The sequence below is a fragment of the Streptomyces sp. NPDC025721 genome, assembly GCF_055558595.1.
In genome coordinates this window covers 287,995-306,301 of record NZ_JBVHMF010000003.1, presented here as the reverse complement: position 1 = coordinate 306,301, position 18,307 = coordinate 287,995, and the positions used below count along the sequence as shown (strand labels likewise).

The following is an 18,307-nucleotide window of genomic DNA, read 5'->3' as shown; positions in this document are numbered from 1 at the left end:
GGTGGCGCTGAAGAACATCCCCGACCCCGGTTTCTCCGACGACGACGGCTCGGCCGACGCGGCACTGGCCGACGCGTTGACCGGCTACGCGCGGGACCCCGGCACGGAGGCGGCCGTGGTCGCCGCGCTGCACGGGGCCCGGCTGCTGGTGCCGGTGGTCGCGGTGCTCGGCGAGGCCGAGACCGGCGAGGACGGGCTGCGCCGCGAGAAGAGCAGCGACATGGCGGTGCCGACGATCCAGGCGCCGGACGGGCGGCGGGCGCTGCCCGCCTTCACCTCCGTGGCGGCGCTGGCCCGCTGGCGGCCGGAGGCGCGGCCGGTCGCCGTACCGCTGTCGCAGGCCCTCCAGGCGCTCGCGCACGAGGGGGCCGACACGCTGCTGATCGACCTCGCGGGGCCGGTCACGTACGAACTGACCGGACCCGCCCTGCGCGCCGCCGCCCTCGGGCCCGGCCGCGCGGACCCGACCGCCGACCCCGCCGTACGGGAGGCGCTGCGGGCCGCGGTGGCCGCCGAGCCCGGTGTCGTACGGGCGCACCTGACGCCGGGGACCGACGGCGACGGCACGCTCGGCCTGGTGCTGGCGCCGGACGCCGACGTCCAGGAGACCGGGCGCAGGATCGCCGCCGCGCTGGCCGCCGACGAGGTGCTGCGGGCTGGCCTGGTGCGCGGCCTCGACCTGGCACTGCTGCCGCCGGGCGCCGTACTGCCGGGCGAGCCGCTGTTCGCGCGCTGAGACCCGTGAGCTGAGCCTCGCGCGCTGAGACCCATGAACTGAGCCTCGGGCGCTGTGACCCGTGAGCTGAGACCCGCGCGCTGAACCTCGTGCGCTGGACCTCGTGCGTCGAGCCGACGCCCTTCGGGTGGTCGGCACCGCTCCAGAACGCCGTCCGGACCGGTTCATTTGCCCTAAATTACCCGAGATGTGGATTTCATCAGCAAGGCCGAGAATGGCGTGAGCAGGCTGTGCTCGTCACAAGGAGGTCCGATGGACAAGCGAACAGTGACCTGTGAATTCCTCGGCACGCTCCTGCTGGTCTTCTTCGCCGTGGGGGCCGCCGTGCTGTCCGGCGAGTACATCGGCACCCTCGGTATCGCGCTGGCCTTCGGCTTCGTCCTGCTCGCGCTGGCCTACACCTTCGGCCCCATATCCGGCTGCCACGTCAACCCGGCCGTCACGCTGGGCATGCTCGTCGCCCGGCGGATCACGGTGCGCACCGCCGTCGAGTACTGGATCGCGCAGTTCCTCGGCGCCATCGCGGGCGCCGCGCTGCTCCTGCTGGTCGCCAAGCAGGTGCCGGGTCTCAAGACGCACGGCGCCTTCGGCACCAACGGCTACGGCTACCGGTCCGCGGTCGGCATCAACACCGCGGGTGCCTTCATCGCCGAAGTGGTGCTGACCTTCCTGCTGGTCTTCGTGGTGCTCGCGGTGACCCACCGGGTCGCGGTGGTCGGCTTCGACGGCCTGCCCATCGGTATGGCGCTCGCCGTCATCCACCTGGTCGGCATCCCGCTGACCGGCACGTCGGTGAACCCGGCGCGGAGCCTGGGCCCCGCGCTCTTCGCGGGCAGCCCGGCGCTCTCGCAGCTCTGGCTGTTCATCGTGGCCCCGCTGATCGGCGGCGCGCTCGCCGCCCTGGTCCACCAGGTCACCCACCCGGCGCTGGTCGCCGCCAAGGCCGCGCGGGCCGCCGCCGTCGACGAGGCGCTGGCCGACAAGGGGGACGGCGCGACCGAGGCGTCATGAGGTCCCGCGGGCCGCGCCGCCCGGCACCGGCCGCGCCGGTCCCGGACCCCCTCGGCGGCAGAGGTCAGACGTAGACGGGCCCGGTGTACTTCTCGCCGGGCCCCTGGCCCGGCTCGTCCGGCACCAGCGACGCCTCGCGGAAGGCGAGCTGGAGCGACTTGAGCCCGTCGCGCAGCGGGGCCGCGTGGAAGGAGCTGATCTCGGTGGCGCTCGCCGTCACCAGACCGGCCAGCGCCTGGATGAGCTTGCGGGCCTCGTCCAGGTCCTTGTGCTGCGGGCCCTCCTCGGCCAGCCCCAGATTCACCGCGGCGGCGCTCATCAGGTGCACCGCGACCGTGGTGATCACCTCGACGGCGGGCACATCCGCGATGTCGCGGGTGAGGCTGTCGAAGTCCGGGGTCTGTTGTTCGTCGCTCATGCCGCACACGATATGCCCCGTCCGGCGGATTACGGGCTTCGGTCAGCCTTTGGTATGGTGGGAGAACGACCGGCCGGGCACCCGTGTGTCCCGGCCATCAAGTGGAGGCTCCGATCTCCCACCTGGTTGGCCTTTCGGCCGACGGGTCCCCGGTCAGACGGTTTCCGGTCAGCATGACACCACCGGGCACCGTCCGATGCGCCCCGCGGAATAACGCGGCGGTGCTCCCCGGTTGTGAGGAGCCCCGCCTGTGTACCGTACGGGGCGTTTTTTGCGCCTTGGGTACGGGGTCGGAAGAACCAGACAGACTCATGCGCGGCTGTCGGCCAGTCAGCCGCGTGGTGCAACCGAGGAGGCCCCATCAGCGCCGAGCCCCGCATCAACGACCGGATTCGCGTTCCCGAGGTTCGACTTGTCGGTCCCAGCGGCGAGCAGGTCGGCATCGTGCCGCTTGCGAAGGCCCTGGAGCTTGCGCAGGAGTACGACCTCGACCTGGTCGAGGTCGCGGCGACCGCCCGTCCGCCCGTGTGCAAGCTCATGGACTACGGGAAGTTCAAGTACGAGTCGGCCATGAAGGCCCGTGAGGCGCGCAAGAACCAGGCGCACACGGTCATCAAGGAGATGAAGCTCCGGCCGAAGATCGACCCGCACGACTACGACACCAAAAAGGGTCACGTCGTCCGGTTCCTCAAGCAGGGTGACAAGGTCAAGATCACGATCATGTTCCGTGGTCGCGAGCAGTCCCGGCCGGAGCTGGGTTACCGGCTGCTGCAGCGGCTCGCGGAGGACGTCCAGGACCTCGGCTTCATCGAGTCGAACCCGAAGCAGGACGGCCGGAACATGATCATGGTCCTCGGTCCGCACAAGAAGAAGACCGAGGCAATGGCCGAGGCCCGCGAGGCGCAGGCCGCCCGCAAGGCCAGCCGCCTGGGTGAGGCCCCGGCCGACGACGACGACGTCTCCCACGACGAGGCCGTGTCCCACGACGACGTCGAGGTGCCGGACGAGGCCCAGGCCGACGCCTGAGACGAGACGAACACCCCGGAGCCTCCGGCTCCGGGCCGTAATGCAGGACTGACGCTCTCCGTGCGCCCACCGGCGGACGGGAGGGCCAGCGACGAGGAGACTACGGCGCCATGCCGAAGAACAAGACGCACAGCGGTGCGAGCAAGCGCTTCAAGATCACCGGCTCCGGCAAGGTGCTGCGCGAGCGCGCCGGCAAGCGCCACCTGCTTGAGCACAAGCCGTCCAGCAAGACGCGCGCCCTCACCGGCACCGTCGAGGTCGCCAAGTCGGACGCCAAGAAGATCAAGAAGCTTCTCGGCAAGTGACGGCGGTGCCCCGACGGGGGCACGCCGTTCCGATCCGGGACCTCATTCGCTTTCGGACCGTGTGAGCATCACCGCGGTCCCCTAGAAGGAGTTATCAAGTGGCACGCGTCAAGCGGGCAGTCAACGCCCAGAAGAAGCGCCGGGCAATCCTCGAGCAGGCCAGCGGTTACCGCGGTCAGCGTTCGCGCCTGTACCGCAAGGCCAAGGAGCAGGTCACCCACTCCCTGGTCTACAACTACAACGACCGCAAGAAGCGCAAGGGCGACTTCCGTCAGCTCTGGATCCAGCGGATCAACGCCGCTGCCCGCGCCAACGGCATCACCTACAACCGCTTCATCCAGGGCCTGAAGGCCGCCAACGTCGAGGTGGACCGCAAGATCCTCGCCGAGCTGGCCGTCAACGACGCGAACGCCTTCGCGGCGCTGGTCGAGGTCGCCCAGAAGGCGCTGCCTTCCGACGTGAACGCGCCCAAGGCGGCCTGACGCCGACACGCGCCCTGTTCACGGTACGGTTCCGGGCCCGCGGGTGGTTGTCCCCTGCGGGCCTGTGCCATGCCCGCTTCCCCCGTATCCGGAAGGCGAGTCACCCATGCCAGCCCCCGAGCTGACCTCGTTGCGTTCGACGCGCGTCACCGCCGCGCACCGGCTGGCCAAGCGCAGCTTCCGCGGCAAGGAGCGCCGCTTCCTCGCCGAGGGACCGCAGGCCGTACGGGAGGCCATCGCGCACCCCGGCACCGAGGGCGGCAGGACCCTGGTCGAGCTGTACGCCACACCGGAGGCCGCCGAGCGGCACGCCGACATCGTGGCCGCCGCCCGTACCGTCGGCGCGCCCGTACTGACCGCGACCCCCGAGGTGATGGCGGAGATCTCCGACACCGTCACCCCGCAAGGTCTGGTTGGTGTGTGCCGCTTCCTCGACTCGCCGTTCGAGGAGATCCTGCGCGCCGGGCCCCGGCTGGTCGCCGTGCTCGCCAACGTCCGCGACCCCGGCAACGCCGGTACGGTGCTGCGCTGCGCCGACGCCGCGGGCGCCGACGCGGTGGTGCTCACCGACGCGTCCGTGGACCCGTACAACCCCAAGGCCGTACGCGCCTCCGCGGGCAGCCTGTTCCACCTGCCGGTCGCCGTCGGCGTGCCCGTCGACACCGCCGTGGCAGGACTGCGGGCCGCCGGGGTACGGGTGGTGGCCGCCGACGGCGCGGGCGGGCGGGACCTGGACGGCGAGCTGGACGAGGGCACCATGAACGGCCCCACCGCCTGGATCTTCGGCAACGAGGCGTGGGGCCTGCCCGAGGAGACCCGCGCGCTGGCCGACGAGGTCGTCCGCGTCCCGATCCACGGCCGCGCCGAAAGCCTCAACCTCGCGACGGCCGCCGCCGTCTGCCTCTACGCCTCCGCGCGGGCGCAGCGCGCGCCCGGAGGGTGCCGCAGCGTCACATCCACCTAGTAGGGTGGCGGCCCGGGGGCCCTGAAAGGGGAGTGGCGGGGATGGATGTGACGGTGCCAGAGGACGAGGCGCGCAGCGCCGTCCTGGGCCGGACCGCGCGCTCCGCGGGACCGCGGACCCCGGGGCCCGCGGGCCCCGAAGCGGAATCGCGGGACACCGCGCCGCGCGCCGCCCGCCCCCTCGGCGCGGAACCGTTCGGCGTCGACTCCCTGGGCCTGGACCCGGACGACCTCCCCGACGGCCTGGTGGTCGCCGACGAGCGCGGCCGGGTGATCGCCTTCAACGCCGCCGCCGCCCGGATCACCGCCCTGCACCCGCGCGACGTGCTCGGCAAATCCGTGGAGCGCGCGCTGCCGCTGGAAGACCTCGAAGGCCGCCGCTGGTGGGCGCTCACCGACCCGTACGGCGGCCTGGCCATCAGGGTCGGCCAGCCGGAACGCAATCTGCTGCTGTCCGGCGGACGCGAAGTGCTGGTCGCCGCCCGCTATGTGCGCGAATACCCCACGGGACCGGTGCGCCGTCTGGTGGTCTCGCTGCGCGGCACCGAGGCCCGCCGCCGTACCGAACGCAGCCACGCCGAGCTGATCGCCACCGTCGCGCACGAACTGCGCTCGCCGCTCACCTCGGTCAAGGGCTTCACCGCCACCCTGCTCGCCAAGTGGGAACGCTTCACCGACGATCAGAAGAAACTCATGCTGGAGACCGTCGACGCCGACGCCAACCGGGTCACCCGGCTGATCGCGGAACTCCTCGACATCTCCCGGATCGACTCCGGCCGCCTGGAAGTGCGCCGCCAGCCGGTGGACATGGCGGCGGCCGTGCAGCGGCACGTGGACGGTCATGTCGCCGCGGGCCAGCGGGCCGACCGCTTCCGGGTGCGGGTCACCCAGCCGCTGCCCGCGCTGTGGGCCGACCCCGACAAGGTCGACCAGGTCCTCGGCAATCTGCTGGAAAACGCGGTGCGGCACGGCGAGGGGACTGTCACCATCGACGTAGAGCCCTCGTTCTCCGCGCAGGAGCGGAGCTGCACCGGCACAGCGGTGACCGTGAGCGACGAGGGCCCCGGCATTCCGGAGGAGTCGATGGGCCGCGTCTTCACCCGCTTCTGGCGGGGCAGCAAGCGCGGCGGCACCGGCCTCGGGCTGTACATCGTCAAGGGCATCGTCGAGGCGCACGGCGGCACCATCTCCGTCGGCAGGGCCCCCGGCGGCGGCGCCCAGTTCCGATTTATTCTGCCCGTCGGGGCACCCGCTTTCATGGCCTGACCGGCCGCGCGGGCAGAGCGTTCGCCGGGGATGTCGTCCCGGCGGACCCCCGGCGGGCGTGATCAGGCGGTCCACGCGGCGCCGGTAGAATCGGGCTTCGGTATGTGTCCGGTCGGGCAGAGCCTCCACTCGGAGACTCCGTCCTGGGAGGCGCCCCCACCACCATCCACTGCGGAACGGGAAAAGATGTCGGCACCGAACAAGTCGTACGACCCTGTGGAGGTCGAGGCGTTGAAGCCGGAGGAGATCGAGCGGATGCGCGACGCGGCGCTGGCCGCCGTCGCCGCCGCCACCGACCTCGACGCGCTCGCGCACGCGAAGACCGCGCACACCGGCGGCGCCTCGCCGCTGGCGCTCGCCAACCGCGAGATCGGCGCGCTGCCGCCGCAGGCCAAGGCGGAGGCGGGCAAGCGCGTCGGCCAGGCGCGCGGCGCGGTCAACAAGGCGCTGGCCGCCCGGCAGGCCGAGCTGGAGGCGGAGCGCGACGCCCGCGTGCTGGTCGAGGAGGCCGTGGACGTCACGCTGCCCTACGACCGGCGCCCGGTCGGCGCGCGGCACCCGCTCACCACGCTCTCCGAGCGCATCGAGGACATCTTCGTGGCCATGGGCTACGAGGTCGCCGAGGGTCCCGAGGTCGAGAGCGAGTGGTTCAACTTCGACGCCCTCAACTTCCCGCCCGACCACCCCGCCCGCGAGACCCAGGACACCTTCTTCGTCGAGGGCCCCGAAGGCCCCGGCGGCAGCGGCGAGTCCGGCGTGGTGCTGCGCACCCACACCTCCCCGGTGCAGATCCGCGCCCTGCTGGAGCGCGAGCTGCCCGTCTACGTGATCGCGCCGGGCCGCGTCTACCGCTCCGACGAGCTGGACGCCACCCACACCCCGGTCTTCGCGCAGGTCGAACTGCTCGCCGTGGACGAGGGCCTGACCATGGCCGACCTCAAGGGCACCCTCGACCACATGGTGGTCTCGCTGTTCGGCGAGGGCATGACGACGCGGCTGCGGCCCAACCACTTCCCGTTCACCGAGCCGTCCGCCGAGATGGACATGCTCTGCTACGTCTGCCGCGGCGACTCGGTCGGGAACCCCGACCGCCCCTGCCGCACCTGCTCCTCCGAGGGCTGGATCGAGCTGGGCGGCTGCGGCGTCGTCAACCCCAGGGTGCTCACCGCCTGCGGCGTCGACCCGGAGAAGTACAGCGGTTTCGCGTTCGGCTTCGGCATTGAGCGGATGCTGATGTTCCGCCACAGCGTCGAGGACATGCGAGACATCGTCGAGGGTGATGTGCGCTTCACCCTTCCGTTCGGGATGGAGATCTGATGCGGGTCCCGCTTTCTTGGCTGCGGGAGTACGTCGAACTGCCCGCCGGTGAGACCGGCCGCGACGTCCAGGCCAAGCTCATTTCCGCCGGCCTCGAAGTCGAGACCGTCGAACAGCTCGGCGCCGGGCTCAAGGGCCCGCTGGTCGTCGGCAAGGTGCTGACCATCGAGGAGCTGGAGGGCTTCAAGAAGCCGATCCGCTTCTGCACGGTCGACGTCGGCGACGCCAACGGAACCGGCGAGCCGCAGGAGATCGTCTGCGGCGCCCGCAACTTCGCGGTCGGCGACAAGGTCGTCGTGGTGCTGCCAGGCGCCGTGCTGCCCGGCGACTTCGCGATCGCCGCGCGCAAGACGTACGGCCATGTCTCGCACGGCATGATCTGCTCCGCGCAGGAGCTGGGCATGGGCGACGACCACGAGGGCATCATCGTGCTGCCGCCCGAGCACGAGGTGGGCACCGATGCCGTCGAGCTGCTCGAACTGGTCGACGAGGTCCTGGACATCGCCGTCACGCCGGACCGCGGCTACGCGCTGTCGATGCGCGGCGTCGCCCGCGAGGCGGCCATCGCGTACGGCGTCTCGCTGCGCGACCCGGCGCTGATCGACGTGCCCGCGCCCAACGCGTTCGGCTACCCGGTCAAGGTCGCCGACCCGGTCGGCTGCGACCGCTTCACCGCCCGTACGGTCACCGGTCTCGACCCCGAGGCGCGGTCGCCGATCTGGCTCCAGCGCAGGCTCCAGAAGGTCGGCATGCGGCCGATCTCGCTGGCCGTGGACATCACCAACTACGTGATGTTCGAGCTGGGCCAGCCGCTGCACGCCTACGACCGCTCGCGGATCGAAGGGCCGATCGGGGTGCGCCGCGCGCTGCCCGGCGAGAAGCTGACGACGCTGGACGACGTCGAGCGCACGCTGGACCCCGAGGACCTGGTCATCACGGACGACTCCGGGGCGATCGGCCTCGCGGGCGTGATGGGCGGCGCGAACACCGAGATCGCCGCGCCCGCCACCGACCCGGAGACCGGCGTCGTCACCGGCACCACCGAGATCGTCATCGAGGCCGCGCACTTCGCGCCGGTCACCATCGCCCGCACCGCGCGCCGCCACAAGCTCGGCTCCGAGGCGTCCAAGCGGTTCGAGCGCGGCAGCGACCCGCAGGCCACCTCGGCCGCGGCCCAGCGCGCGGTCGACCTGCTGACGGGCCTGGCGGGCGGCACCGCGGACCCCGGCGTCACCGAGGTCGTCTCGCCGTCGGCCCCGCGCACCGTCGCGATGGCCGCCGACCACCCGGACCGCGTCGCGGGCACCGAGTACGGCCGCGAGACCGTCGTCCGCCGCCTCCAGGAGATCGGCTGCGACGTCTACGGCAGCGACGAGCTGATCGTCACCGTGCCGAGCTGGCGCCCCGACCTGGCCTTCCCCAACGACCTCGCCGAAGAGGTCATCCGGCTCGAAGGCTACGAGAATCTGCCGTCGACGCTGCCCAAGCCGCCCGCCGGACGCGGGCTGACCGAGTCGCAGCTCCTGCGCCGCCGGGTCGGCCGGGCCCTGGCCGGCGCCGGATACGTGGAGGCGCCGAGCTACCCCTTCGTCAGCGCCGAGGTCTTCGACCAGCTCGGGCTCGACGCGGACGACCCGCGCCGCCGCACGGTGACCGTCGCCAACCCGCTCTCGGACACCGAGCCCGGTCTGCGCACGACGCTGCTGCCCGGTCTGCTGGCCACGCTGCGCCGCAATCTGGGCCGCGGCACGCACGACCTGGCGCTCTTCGAGACCGGTCTGGTCTTCCTGCCGACCGGCGCGGAGAAGGCGCCGCCGCGTCTCGCGGTCGACCGCCGTCCGACGGACGCGGAGATCGCGCGGCTCCAGGAGGCGCTGCCGGACCAGCCCCGCCGGGTCGCCGTCGTGCTCTGCGGCGCCCGCGACCGTAATGGCTGGTGGGGCGCCGGACACCCGGCGACCTGGGCCGACGCGGTCGAGGCGGCCCGTACCGTGGCCCGCGAGGCCGGGGTCGAGCTGAGCGTCCGCCAGGACCAGCACGCCCCCTACCACCCGGGCCGCTGCGCCGCGCTGTACGCGGTGGTCGACGGTCAGGAGACGCTGGTGGGCAACGCGGGGGAGCTGCACCCGAGGGTCACCAAGGCGCTCGGCCTGCCCGAGCGGACCTGCGCGATGGAACTGGACATGGACCAGGTCGAGCGCGCGGGCGGCGACCGGCCCACCGGGCCGCGGGTGTCCACCTTCCCGGTGGCGACCCAGGACGTGGCGCTCGTCGTCGACTCCTCGGTCCCGGCCGCCGACGTCGAGCGCGCGCTGCGCGACGGCGCCGGTGAACTCCTCGAATCGCTCCGGCTGTTCGACATCTTCACCGGCGAGCAGATCGGCGAGGGCCGCAAGTCCCTCGCCTACGCGCTGCGCTTCCGGGCCCCCGACCGCACGCTGACGGCCGAGGAGACCACGGCGGCGCGTGACGCGGCGGTCGCCAGCGCCCACGCCCTCACCGGGGCGGTGCTGCGCGGCGCCTGACGGCGCGCAGGACCCGAGAAGGGGGGCCGTCCCGGACGCACCGGGGCGGCCCCCTTCGTCTTTCGGGGAGCGCTCAAGGGTTTCGTCGCTCATTCGAGTGATTACCCCGTTCGGCGGGCCACTTGTGCGCGGGGAATGGCCAGAATCGGTCGGGATGCGGGAGCCGGGCATGCGGGCCGCGGCTCCGACGCTGCCGCGACCGCGGCTTCTGGGGGGAGCCGGGCGGATGATCCGAAACCGGGCAGTCCGTGCGCTGCGAAGGGTGCCGTGGGCGCTGGTACCCGCCGTGTGGGTGGCGGTGATGGGCGTGCTCACCTGGCAGTTGTCCGAAGGCGCGGACGTGCTGCCCGCCCTCGCCGTAACACCCGCGGTGGCCTGCGCGGCGGGCGCCCGGCGGCTCTGGGTGTTCGGCAGCGGGCTGCTGGCGCTCGGCGTGCTGGGCGCGGAACTGGCCGACGACTCCTTCGACGGCTCCGGCCCGGTGCTCGGCGCCGCGGCCACCGTGGTCGCGGTGATAGCCGCGGCGATGTGGACCGCCCGCCGCCGGTCGCTGCTCTGCGACGAGCTGGACCGTACGCGGGAGATCGCCGTCGCCGCCCAGCAGGTGCTGCTGCGGCCGCTGCCGCGCAGAGCGGGCGGCTGGACGGTGGCGGGGGAGTACGTGTCGGCCAGCCGGGGCGCTCACGTCGGCGGCGACTTCTACGAGGTGCTGGCCACGCCGTTCGGGGTGCGGGCGGTCATCGGGGACGCGCGCGGCCACGGCCTGCCCGCGATCGGCATGGTCGCCGCGCTGCTCGGCAGCTTCCGCGAGGCCGCCCATCAGGAACCCGAACTGGCGGGCGTGCTGCGGCGGTTGGACGGGGCCCTGCGGCGCCATCTGCGGGAGCGGACCCGCGGTGAGCACCCGGCGGCGGCCGGTGTCCCGCCACAGGATCCGGTCGCCGAGGAATTCGCCACCCTCCAACTCGTCGAGCTCGCCGACGACGGCGCCTACCGGATCGTCAACTGCGGCCACCCGCAGCCGTATCTGCTCGACGCCGCGCCCGGTCCGCTGCCGATCGGCGAACCCCTGCCGCCGCTGGGCCTGTTCGACCCGGCGCGGACGGCCGCACCGGCCGCCACCGGCCATGTGCCGCCCGGCGACGGGCTGTTGCTCTGCACCGACGGCATGCAGGACGCGCGGGACGCCGAGGGCGTCTTCTTCCCGCTGGCCGACGTCCTGGCCGACGCGGCCGACGTACGCCCCGGCACCCCGCTGTCCGGCCGCGCCGTCGCCGCGGACCTGCGCGCCGCCGTCCTGCGGCACGCGGCCGACCGTCCCGCCGACGACGTGGCCCTGCTGGTGCTCGTCCGGGACGGCGTACGGCCGGCGGCCCGGCCGCGTACGGCGGCGCTCTCCGGAGTGCCGCGCCGCTGAACGCCCCCTTCCTTGGTAGATATGGGCGGATTGCTCGCCTCTACGAAGGAAGGGGACGGCGTGGTGACAGTGACCGGGCACAGCGCCCCCGCACACGGCGTCGCGCCCGCCGCCGTATCGGCCGCGGAACTCCTGGCCGTCATCGGCCCCGCGGGTCCCGAACGCACCGCGATGCTGGTCGCGCTCGGGCGCGGGTTGCGGCCCGGCGGGCGCAGGACCGGCGTGGCGCGGGTGTACGGCCCCGGGGCCCCCGACCCGTACGACCGCGTCGGTGAACTCCTCGACCTGGCGGCCGTCCACGCGGGCCTGCGTGTCGGTGCCCGGCGCATCCACGAAGCCCTGGCCGCCGCCGGGCTCACCCTGGCCGACCACCCGGACCCGGAGCGGCCCGGCGTCGTCCCCCGCCGCGCCCGCTTCGAACACCTGGGGGTCTGCGACCAGCTTCTCCTGGCCGTCGCCCTGGCCCTCATCCCGGCCCCGGACGTCCTCCTGGTCGACCCCGCCGACCTCGCCGTTCCGGCCGAGGGCCGGATCTGGGGCCGCCTCCGGGGGGTCGCCGCCGCGGGCATCCTCGTGATCGCCGCCGCCCCCACGGCGGACGCGGCGGGCGACCACGCCCACCGCACCGTGGTGCTCCCGCACGGGGCCGCCGTTTGACCTGCCGGTCACCACGGGCACGGGGCCGCCGTTTGACCTGCCGGTCACCGCCGGCACGTGGACGGCCTTTGACCTGCCGGTCACCACCGGCCCCGGTGGGGCGGTTGCCGCATCCCCCCGACCACCCGCCGGTGGTGGCTTCCCCGCGCAGTTCCCCGCGCCCCTTCGGCCACGCGCCGTAGCCCGGCCGGGTGTTCGCCGACTTCCGGTGCGTCGTGGTTGCTCGCGCAGTTCCCCGCGCCCCTTCGGGGGCGAGGGTGCTCGGCTGGGTGCGGCGGGTTTTTAGGGGCGCGGGGAACTGCGCGGCCGGCCGCGGCGGTGGTGCGCTGTGCGGACCGGCCTCAGCGGGGCAGGTCCTGTGGGGGGTCCGGGCCGGAGGCCCGGTGGTCGCGGCCCTTCGGGGGCGAGAGTGCTTGGATGGGTGCGGCGGGTTTTTAGGGGCGCGGGGAACTGCGCGGGCGGCCGCGGCGGTGGTGCGCTGTGCGGACCGGCCTCAGCGGGGCAGGTCCTGTGGGGGTCCGGGCCGGAGGCCCGGTGGTTATGCGGAAGCCGGGAGCGCGGCGGCGGGGTGGGGGCGGACGTACGCGCTACGTGGAAGCCTGGAGCGCAGCGACGACGGCTGAGGTGAGGGCGTCGAGCTGCGCTCGGGAGTAGGCGGCGCGCATGACGGCCAGACGCCAGTAGAGCGGGCCCGCGATGAGGTCGAGGGCGAGTTCGGGATCGGCGCTGGGGGACAGCTCGCCGCGCGCGGCGGCCTGGCGTATGACGGCGACGGTGATCCCGCCCTGGGCCTCGCGCAGCGCGGTGCGCAGCGTGTCGGCCAGCTCGGGACTGCGAGCGGCCTCGGCCAGCAGATCGGGGATGATCTGCGCCGCGACCGGATGCCGCAGGGCCCGCGCGCTGACGTCGAGCAGGGCGCGGACGTCCCCGTACAGCGTGCCGGTGTCGGGCACGGGAAGGCCCTGCGCGGCGAAGTCGGACACCATGTCGAGGACCAGCGGCAGCTTCGAGCGCCACCGGCGGTACACGGCGGCCTTGCCGACCCCCGCGCGCCGGGCGATGCCCTCCATCGACATGCGCCCGTATCCGACGGCGGCCAGCTCGGCGAAGACGGCCGCCCGGATCGCCTCGGTGACGTCCTCGCGCAGCACGGCGGCGCCCGCCGGGGCGCGGCGGGGACCGCCGGTCGTCGTGGACGGAGAAGCGGCCTCGGCGGAGTCGGTCATGCGAGCGATCCTAACCCGACGTGACGACGGAACGGTTGCGTTCCATCCCGCGACTGCTCTACCGTCGACCGTGACGACGATACGGGCCCGTTCCGTCGTTGCGCAAGTGTCTCCCCATGCCCGTCACCCGAAGGCAGCCGCCCATGCCCGTCGCCTCTCCCGCCGTGATCACCGCCCCGCGCGCACCCGCTCGGCCGGGCCCCGCGGACCTCGCTCCCGCCGCGCTCGCCGCCGCCCACGGCCTGACCGTCAGCGGCGCCCGCCCCGGAATCGTGGAGTACACCCGGCGGCTCTGGGCCCGCCGCCACTTCGTCACCACCTTCGCCGGTGCCCGGCAGGCCGCCCTCTACAGCGACGCGCGCCTCGGCCAGCTCTGGCAGGTGCTCACCCCGCTGCTCAACGCGGCCGTCTACTTCCTGATCTTCGGACTGCTGCTCGGTGCGGGCCGCGGCGTCACGGACTACATCCCGTTCCTGTGCACCGGGGTCTTCGTCTTCACCTTCACCCAGTCGGCCGTCCTCGGCGGCGCCCGCTCGCTGACCGACAACATCGGACTCGTCCGCGCCCTGCACTTCCCGCGCGCCTGCCTGCCGATCGCCGCCACCCTGCTCCAGCTCCGGCAGCTCCTGCTCTCCCTCGGCGTGCTCTCGGTCATCGTGGTCGCCGAGGGCATCCCGGTCACCACCCGCTGGCTGCTCGCCGTCCCCGCGCTGGCCCTCCAGTCGCTCTTCAACGCGGGGCTGGCCCTGGGCCTGGCCCGCGTCGGCGCCAGGACCACCGACTTCGCCCAGGTGCTGCCCTTCGTGCTGCGGACCTGGATGTACGTCTCCGGGGTCTTCTACGACCTCTCCCGTTTCACCGTCGGCGCGCCGCACGCCGTCGCGGTGATGCTCAACGTCAACCCCGCCCTGGTATATGTCGGTCTGATGCGGTTCGCGCTGATCGACAGCGTCACCCGCGAACAGCTCCCGCCGCACATCTGGCCGCTCGCGGTCGGCTGGGCGGCCGTGGCCGCCTGCGCAGGGTACGCGTTCTTCTGGTCGTCGGAGGAGGAGTACGGCCGTGGCTGAACCAACGGACGAGGCAACGCAGGAGACCGCGCTGAACGCCGTCCCGAACAGCGCCAGGGGCCTGGCCCCCGAGCTGGCCGCCGCCCTGGACCCGAAGATCGCCCCGGAGGTCGCCCCGCGCCTGGTCCGGCCCCTGGTGCCCACCGTCATCGTCGACGGACTGCACGTCGTCTACCGGATCTACGGCGCGGGCACCGGCCGGGGCAACGCGACCTCCGCCCTGCACCGGCTGGTCTCCCGCAGAGCCTCGCCGAACGTCCACACCGTGCACGCGGTCAGGGGCGTCACCTTCACGGCCTACCGCGGTGAGGCGATCGGCATCATCGGCTCCAACGGCTCGGGCAAGTCCACCCTGCTCAAGGCCATCGCGGGCCTGCTCCCCGCCGACCGCGGCCGGGTCTACACCGACGGCCAGCCGTCCCTGCTCGGCGTCAACGCCGCCCTGCTCAACGACCTGACCGGCGAGCGCAACGTCATCCTCGGCGGCCTGGCCATGGGCATGTCCCAGGAGGAGGTGCGCGAGCGGTACGACGGCATCGTCGAGTTCTCCGGGATCAACGAGAAGGACGACTTCATCTCGCTGCCGATGCGGACGTACTCCTCCGGCATGGCCGCCCGGCTGCGGTTCTCGATCGCGGCGGCCAAGAACCACGACGTGCTGATGATCGACGAGGCGCTGGCCACGGGTGACCGCGCCTTCCAGAAGCGCTCGGAGGACCGGATCAGGGAGCTGCGCAAGGAGGCGGGCACCGTCTTCCTCGTCAGTCACAACAACAGCTCCATCCGCGACACCTGCGACCGCGTGATCTGGCTGGAGAAGGGCGAGCTGTTGATGGACGGCCCGACCGAAGAGGTCGTCGCCGCCTACGAGGAGCACAGCGGCGGCGGCTGAACCGCTGGTCGCGGCACATGTCGATGCCGTCGGGGCTTGAAGTACGGAGCCCGCTCCTGCATCGTCTCCAGGGAGATCACCGCGCCGGGACGGCTTTCGAGCGGCCCGTACCCGGCGCGGGTGCGGGGACACCGGTACCCGGACGGCTCGCGGTCACGAGCCGATGTGGTGCCGGCCACTGTGTTCACAGCACAGTGCGCCACGATTCTCTGCGTCGTCGGCACATTGTCGGGTGTATCCGGGCTTTCTAGCCTCGGACCCAGGGCCTCGGAGTACCCGGGGCCGCCCGGCCCCATCGACCAGGCTCCCGTCCCGCACCGCGTCGAACCAAAGGACGACAGCAATGACCAGGAAGCACCTCAAGCCGTCCGTCGCGGTCGCGGCATGTGCGGTCGCGGCCGTAACGCTCGCCGCCTGCGGTTCCGGCTCAGGCTCCGGCGCCAAGGCGAGCGCAGGCCCGACCTCGTACGTCTCCGGCGGCACGTTCAACGTCGGGCTCAACGACGACCCGGGCAGCCTCTCGCCGCTCACCGGGGTCTCGCTCGTGCAGCGCCAGCTCGTGCCGTACGCCTACGAATCGCTCGTCTACACCTCGGGGGACGGCCAGTCCCTGCCGTGGCTCGCGCAGAGCTGGACGCAGACCCCCACCTCCGTGACGTACACCCTCAAGGACGGCGTCACCTGTTCCGACGGCAGCACGTTCACGGCCGCGACGGCCGCGAACAACATCACCTACCAGGCGGACGCCAAGCACGGCACCTTCTGGCACGGCTCCGACGTCACCGCCGACATGAAGGCCACGGCCGAGGGCAACAAGCTCACGATCACCTCGAAGACCAGCAACCCGTTCCTGCTCAGCATGACGGGCGAGGTCGAGATGGTCTGCCAGGGCGGCCTCGACAAGCCCGACTCGCTGAAGAACGCGACCAACGGCACGGCGCTGTTCCACCTGACCACCGCCAAGGCGGGCAACGAGTACGTCTACACCAAGCGCACCGACTACACCTGGGGACCCCAGGGCGTCACCAGCAGCACCAAGGGGCTGCCCGACAAGGTCGTCGGAAAGGTCGTGACCGACGAGTCCACGGCGGCGAACCTGCTGCTGTCCGGCGGACTCAACGCGGCAGGCGTGGCGGGCACCGACCGCGACCGCCTCCAGGCCGCCAAGCTGGCGTCCAAGGGCGTGCCGAACCCGATCGGCGAGATGCTCTTCAACGAGCGCTCCAGCCGGCCGACCTCCGACGAGCGCGTGCGCAAGGCGCTCACACTCGCCCTCGACCGCTCCTCGGTCGGCGACCTCGTCACCAACGGCCACTCCGAGGAGATGAAGTCGCTGGTCGTCCAGGCGCCGTTCCTGTGCGTCAAGGGCGGCCCGAAGTGGAAGCTGCCCGCCACCGACAAGGCGAAGGCCGGCGCGCTGCTGGACGAGGCCGGGTACCCGGCAGGCTCCGGCGGCAAGCGCTCCAAGGACGGCAAGCCGCTGACCATCCGCTTCCTGTACGACGCGGGCACGCCCAGCCACTCCGCCGCCGCCGAGGAGATCCAGGCCGAGTGGAAGGAGATCGGCGTCGACACCAAGCTCGTCGCCGAGGACCCGACCGGCTGGTCCACCGACCTCTACCAGTCCTACGACTGGGACACCGGCTTCATCCAGCTCGCCCCCAACAAGCCCTCCACGCTCAGCCTGTTCTTCCTCGGCGCCACCAGCGAGAAGGGCGGCTACAACTTCATGGACGTGCGCAACCCCGCGTACGACGACCTGGCCAAGCAGGCGATGACCGCCAAGGACACCACGGCGGCGTGCGACCTGTGGCAGAGCGCGGAGAAGGAACTGATCGACCGGGCCGACGCCTACCCCCTCGCGCAGACCGCGGCGCCGACCTTCTTCAACAAGGCCACCGCCGACGTGCCCTGGGGCATCGCGCCGACGACCATCCGCATGCTGGGCTGACGGCATGACGATCCCTTCGAACGCGGTCACCACCGCCGCGCCCCCCGAGCAGGCCGAACCGGCCGCCGCTCGGGCCGGGCGCCCCCGGCTCCTGGCCGGATCGCCGAGGCTCGAATTCGTCCTGCAACGACTGCGTCGCGCGGCGATCTCGTTCGCCGTCGTGCTGGTGGCGTCGTTCTTCATGGTCCAGCTCGTGCCGGGCGACCCGGTACGAGCGGCCCTGGGGCCCACCGCCCCGCTGTCGACGGTGAACGCGCTGCGCCAGCAGCTCGGCCTCGACCAGTCGCTGTGGGCCCAGTTCACCCACTACGTCACCGCGCTGCTGCACGGCGACCTCGGTACGTCGATCACCTCGCAGCGACCGGTCTCCCAGATCCTCGGCGAGCGGCTGCCCACCACGCTGCTGCTGGCCGTGATCTCCTTCCTCGTCGCCGTCGTCGGCGCGTTCCCGATCGGCGTCGCCACGGCGGTCTCGGCCCGGAGCGGTCGCCGCCGCTTCCTCGACCTCGGGGTGTCGGGACTGCTCGGCATCCTCATCGCGATCCCGAACTTCCTGCTCGCGGTGCTGCTCATCGCGACCCTCGGCGTCGGCCTGCCGCTCTTCCCGCCCGCGGGATGGGGCACGCCCGGCCAGGCGGTGCTGCCCGTGCTCGCGCTGGCCATCGGGCCGCTGGCCTACCTGGCCCGGATCGTGCACATCGAGATGCTGCGCGTGCTGGACGCCCCGTACCTGACCACCGCGCGCAGCAAGCGGCTGCCCGGCCGGCTGCTGTACCTGCGGCACGCGCTGCCCAACATCGTCACCGCCACCCTCACCGCGGGCGGCGTGGTGCTGGTCGGACTCGTCGCGGGCACCGTGCTCGTGGAGACGGTGTTCACCGTGCCCGGCATCGGGTCCACGATCGTCTCCTCGATCACGGCCAAGGACTACCCGCTGATCCAGGGGATCGTGCTCGTGTACGCGCTGCTCGTCCTCGGGGCGAATCTCGTCGTGGACCTCGCCATCGCGGTCCTGGACCCGCGCTCGACGATCGCGGAGGCATGA

Annotated in this window: 17 protein-coding genes; 15 read left to right on the top strand and 2 right to left on the bottom strand. The window is 72.6% G+C overall.

The window, feature by feature from the left end; genetic code table 11:
• The first annotated feature begins 1 nt into the window (after window position 1).
• Together ACZ4EF_RS07495 and ACZ4EF_RS07490 are read left to right on the top strand one after the other, a co-directional pair.
• Window positions 2-736 (top strand): SseB family protein, encoded by a 735-nt coding sequence (locus tag ACZ4EF_RS07495; protein ID WP_401857778.1) that lies wholly within the window; start codon window positions 2-4, stop codon window positions 734-736.
• Window positions 737-988: 252 nt separating this feature from the next.
• Window positions 989-1,747: an MIP family channel protein gene (locus ACZ4EF_RS07490; RefSeq protein WP_355332870.1), complete on the top strand. Its 759-nt coding sequence runs from the start codon at window positions 989-991 to the stop codon at window positions 1,745-1,747.
• 64 nt (window positions 1,748-1,811) lie between these two features.
• Here the strand turns inward: ACZ4EF_RS07490 and ACZ4EF_RS07485 are convergent, their stop codons facing one another.
• Window positions 1,812-2,165, bottom strand: coding sequence for a DUF1844 domain-containing protein (locus ACZ4EF_RS07485; RefSeq protein ID WP_188281368.1), 354 nt, complete (start codon window positions 2,163-2,165; stop codon window positions 1,812-1,814).
• 360 nt (window positions 2,166-2,525) lie between these two features.
• On the opposite strand from ACZ4EF_RS07485, the gene infC reads away from it, so the two are divergent.
• From infC to ACZ4EF_RS07440, 9 genes are all read left to right on the top strand, one after another.
• On the top strand, window positions 2,526-3,191 hold the full coding sequence (gene infC / locus ACZ4EF_RS07480; RefSeq protein WP_355333576.1) for a translation initiation factor IF-3: 666 nt from the start codon (window positions 2,526-2,528) through the stop codon (window positions 3,189-3,191).
• Window positions 3,192-3,301: 110 nt separating this feature from the next.
• Window positions 3,302-3,496 (top strand): 50S ribosomal protein L35, encoded by a 195-nt coding sequence (rpmI, locus tag ACZ4EF_RS07475; protein WP_327291998.1) that lies wholly within the window; start codon window positions 3,302-3,304, stop codon window positions 3,494-3,496.
• Window positions 3,497-3,594: 98 nt separating this feature from the next.
• Window positions 3,595-3,978 carry a 50S ribosomal protein L20 gene (gene rplT, locus ACZ4EF_RS07470; protein WP_018564305.1) on the top strand — a complete coding sequence of 128 codons (384 nt, stop codon included), beginning with the start codon at window positions 3,595-3,597 and terminating at the stop codon, window positions 3,976-3,978.
• Window positions 3,979-4,084: 106 nt separating this feature from the next.
• Window positions 4,085-4,942 (top strand): TrmH family RNA methyltransferase, encoded by an 858-nt coding sequence (locus tag ACZ4EF_RS07465; RefSeq protein WP_401721246.1) that lies wholly within the window; start codon window positions 4,085-4,087, stop codon window positions 4,940-4,942.
• A 209-nt stretch (window positions 4,943-5,151) separates the two neighbouring features.
• Window positions 5,152-6,207 (top strand): sensor histidine kinase, encoded by a 1,056-nt coding sequence (locus ACZ4EF_RS07460; protein ID WP_467503389.1) that lies wholly within the window; start codon window positions 5,152-5,154, stop codon window positions 6,205-6,207.
• A gap of 186 nt (window positions 6,208-6,393) precedes the next feature.
• Window positions 6,394-7,524 carry a phenylalanine--tRNA ligase subunit alpha gene (pheS, locus tag ACZ4EF_RS07455; protein WP_391046334.1) on the top strand — a complete coding sequence of 377 codons (1,131 nt, stop codon included), beginning with the start codon at window positions 6,394-6,396 and terminating at the stop codon, window positions 7,522-7,524.
• A complete protein-coding gene (pheT, locus tag ACZ4EF_RS07450) occupies window positions 7,524-10,049 on the top strand; it encodes a phenylalanine--tRNA ligase subunit beta (protein ID WP_391046336.1) in 2,526 nt (841 codons plus the stop codon). The genes pheS and pheT overlap by 1 nt, the downstream gene beginning before the upstream one ends.
• A 262-nt stretch (window positions 10,050-10,311) precedes the next feature.
• Window positions 10,312-11,466: a PP2C family protein-serine/threonine phosphatase gene (locus tag ACZ4EF_RS07445; protein ID WP_467503268.1), complete on the top strand. Its 1,155-nt coding sequence runs from the start codon at window positions 10,312-10,314 to the stop codon at window positions 11,464-11,466.
• Between the two features lie 60 nt (window positions 11,467-11,526).
• Window positions 11,527-12,123 (top strand): hypothetical protein, encoded by a 597-nt coding sequence (locus ACZ4EF_RS07440; protein ID WP_467503266.1) that lies wholly within the window; start codon window positions 11,527-11,529, stop codon window positions 12,121-12,123.
• 587 nt (window positions 12,124-12,710) lie between these two features.
• Here the strand turns inward: ACZ4EF_RS07440 and ACZ4EF_RS07435 are convergent.
• Entirely contained in the window at window positions 12,711-13,349 is a 639-nt protein-coding gene (locus ACZ4EF_RS07435; RefSeq protein WP_355332851.1) for a TetR/AcrR family transcriptional regulator, read from the bottom strand.
• Window positions 13,350-13,492: 143 nt separating this feature from the next.
• Between ACZ4EF_RS07435 and ACZ4EF_RS07430 the strand changes: the two genes are divergently transcribed.
• The 4 genes from ACZ4EF_RS07430 to ACZ4EF_RS07415 all read left to right on the top strand — a co-directional run bounded on the left by ACZ4EF_RS07430 (window position 13,493) and on the right by ACZ4EF_RS07415 (window position 18,307).
• Complete coding sequence (locus ACZ4EF_RS07430; protein WP_355333572.1) at window positions 13,493-14,419, top strand: ABC transporter permease; 927 nt, start codon at window positions 13,493-13,495, stop codon at window positions 14,417-14,419.
• A gap of 136 nt (window positions 14,420-14,555) precedes the next feature.
• Window positions 14,556-15,311 carry an ABC transporter ATP-binding protein gene (locus ACZ4EF_RS07425; protein ID WP_391046702.1) on the top strand — a complete coding sequence of 252 codons (756 nt, stop codon included), beginning with the start codon at window positions 14,556-14,558 and terminating at the stop codon, window positions 15,309-15,311.
• A 343-nt stretch (window positions 15,312-15,654) separates the two neighbouring features.
• Window positions 15,655-17,262, top strand: coding sequence for an ABC transporter substrate-binding protein (locus ACZ4EF_RS07420; protein ID WP_355332848.1), 1,608 nt, complete (start codon window positions 15,655-15,657; stop codon window positions 17,260-17,262).
• A gap of 4 nt (window positions 17,263-17,266) precedes the next feature.
• Entirely contained in the window at window positions 17,267-18,307 is a 1,041-nt protein-coding gene (locus ACZ4EF_RS07415) for an ABC transporter permease (protein WP_355332846.1), read from the top strand.

Excerpts from the sequence above, each read along its gene's own strand:
- ACZ4EF_RS07415 (WP_355332846.1), top strand. The coding sequence starts at position 17,267 with ATGACGATCCCTTCGAACGCGGTCACCACCGCCGCGCCCCCCGAGCAG.
- ACZ4EF_RS07420 (WP_355332848.1), top strand. The coding sequence starts at position 15,655 with ATGACCAGGAAGCACCTCAAGCCGTCCGTCGCGGTCGCGGCATGTGCG.
- ACZ4EF_RS07490 (WP_355332870.1), top strand. The coding sequence starts at position 989 with ATGGACAAGCGAACAGTGACCTGTGAATTCCTCGGCACGCTCCTGCTG.
- rpmI (WP_327291998.1), top strand. The coding sequence starts at position 3,302 with ATGCCGAAGAACAAGACGCACAGCGGTGCGAGCAAGCGCTTCAAGATC.
- ACZ4EF_RS07435 (WP_355332851.1), bottom strand. The coding sequence starts at position 13,349 with ATGACCGACTCCGCCGAGGCCGCTTCTCCGTCCACGACGACCGGCGGT.
- pheT (WP_391046336.1), top strand. The coding sequence starts at position 7,524 with ATGCGGGTCCCGCTTTCTTGGCTGCGGGAGTACGTCGAACTGCCCGCC.
- ACZ4EF_RS07465 (WP_401721246.1), top strand. The coding sequence starts at position 4,085 with ATGCCAGCCCCCGAGCTGACCTCGTTGCGTTCGACGCGCGTCACCGCC.
- ACZ4EF_RS07485 (WP_188281368.1), bottom strand. The coding sequence starts at position 2,165 with ATGAGCGACGAACAACAGACCCCGGACTTCGACAGCCTCACCCGCGAC.
- ACZ4EF_RS07430 (WP_355333572.1), top strand. The coding sequence starts at position 13,493 with ATGCCCGTCGCCTCTCCCGCCGTGATCACCGCCCCGCGCGCACCCGCT.
- pheS (WP_391046334.1), top strand. The coding sequence starts at position 6,394 with ATGTCGGCACCGAACAAGTCGTACGACCCTGTGGAGGTCGAGGCGTTG.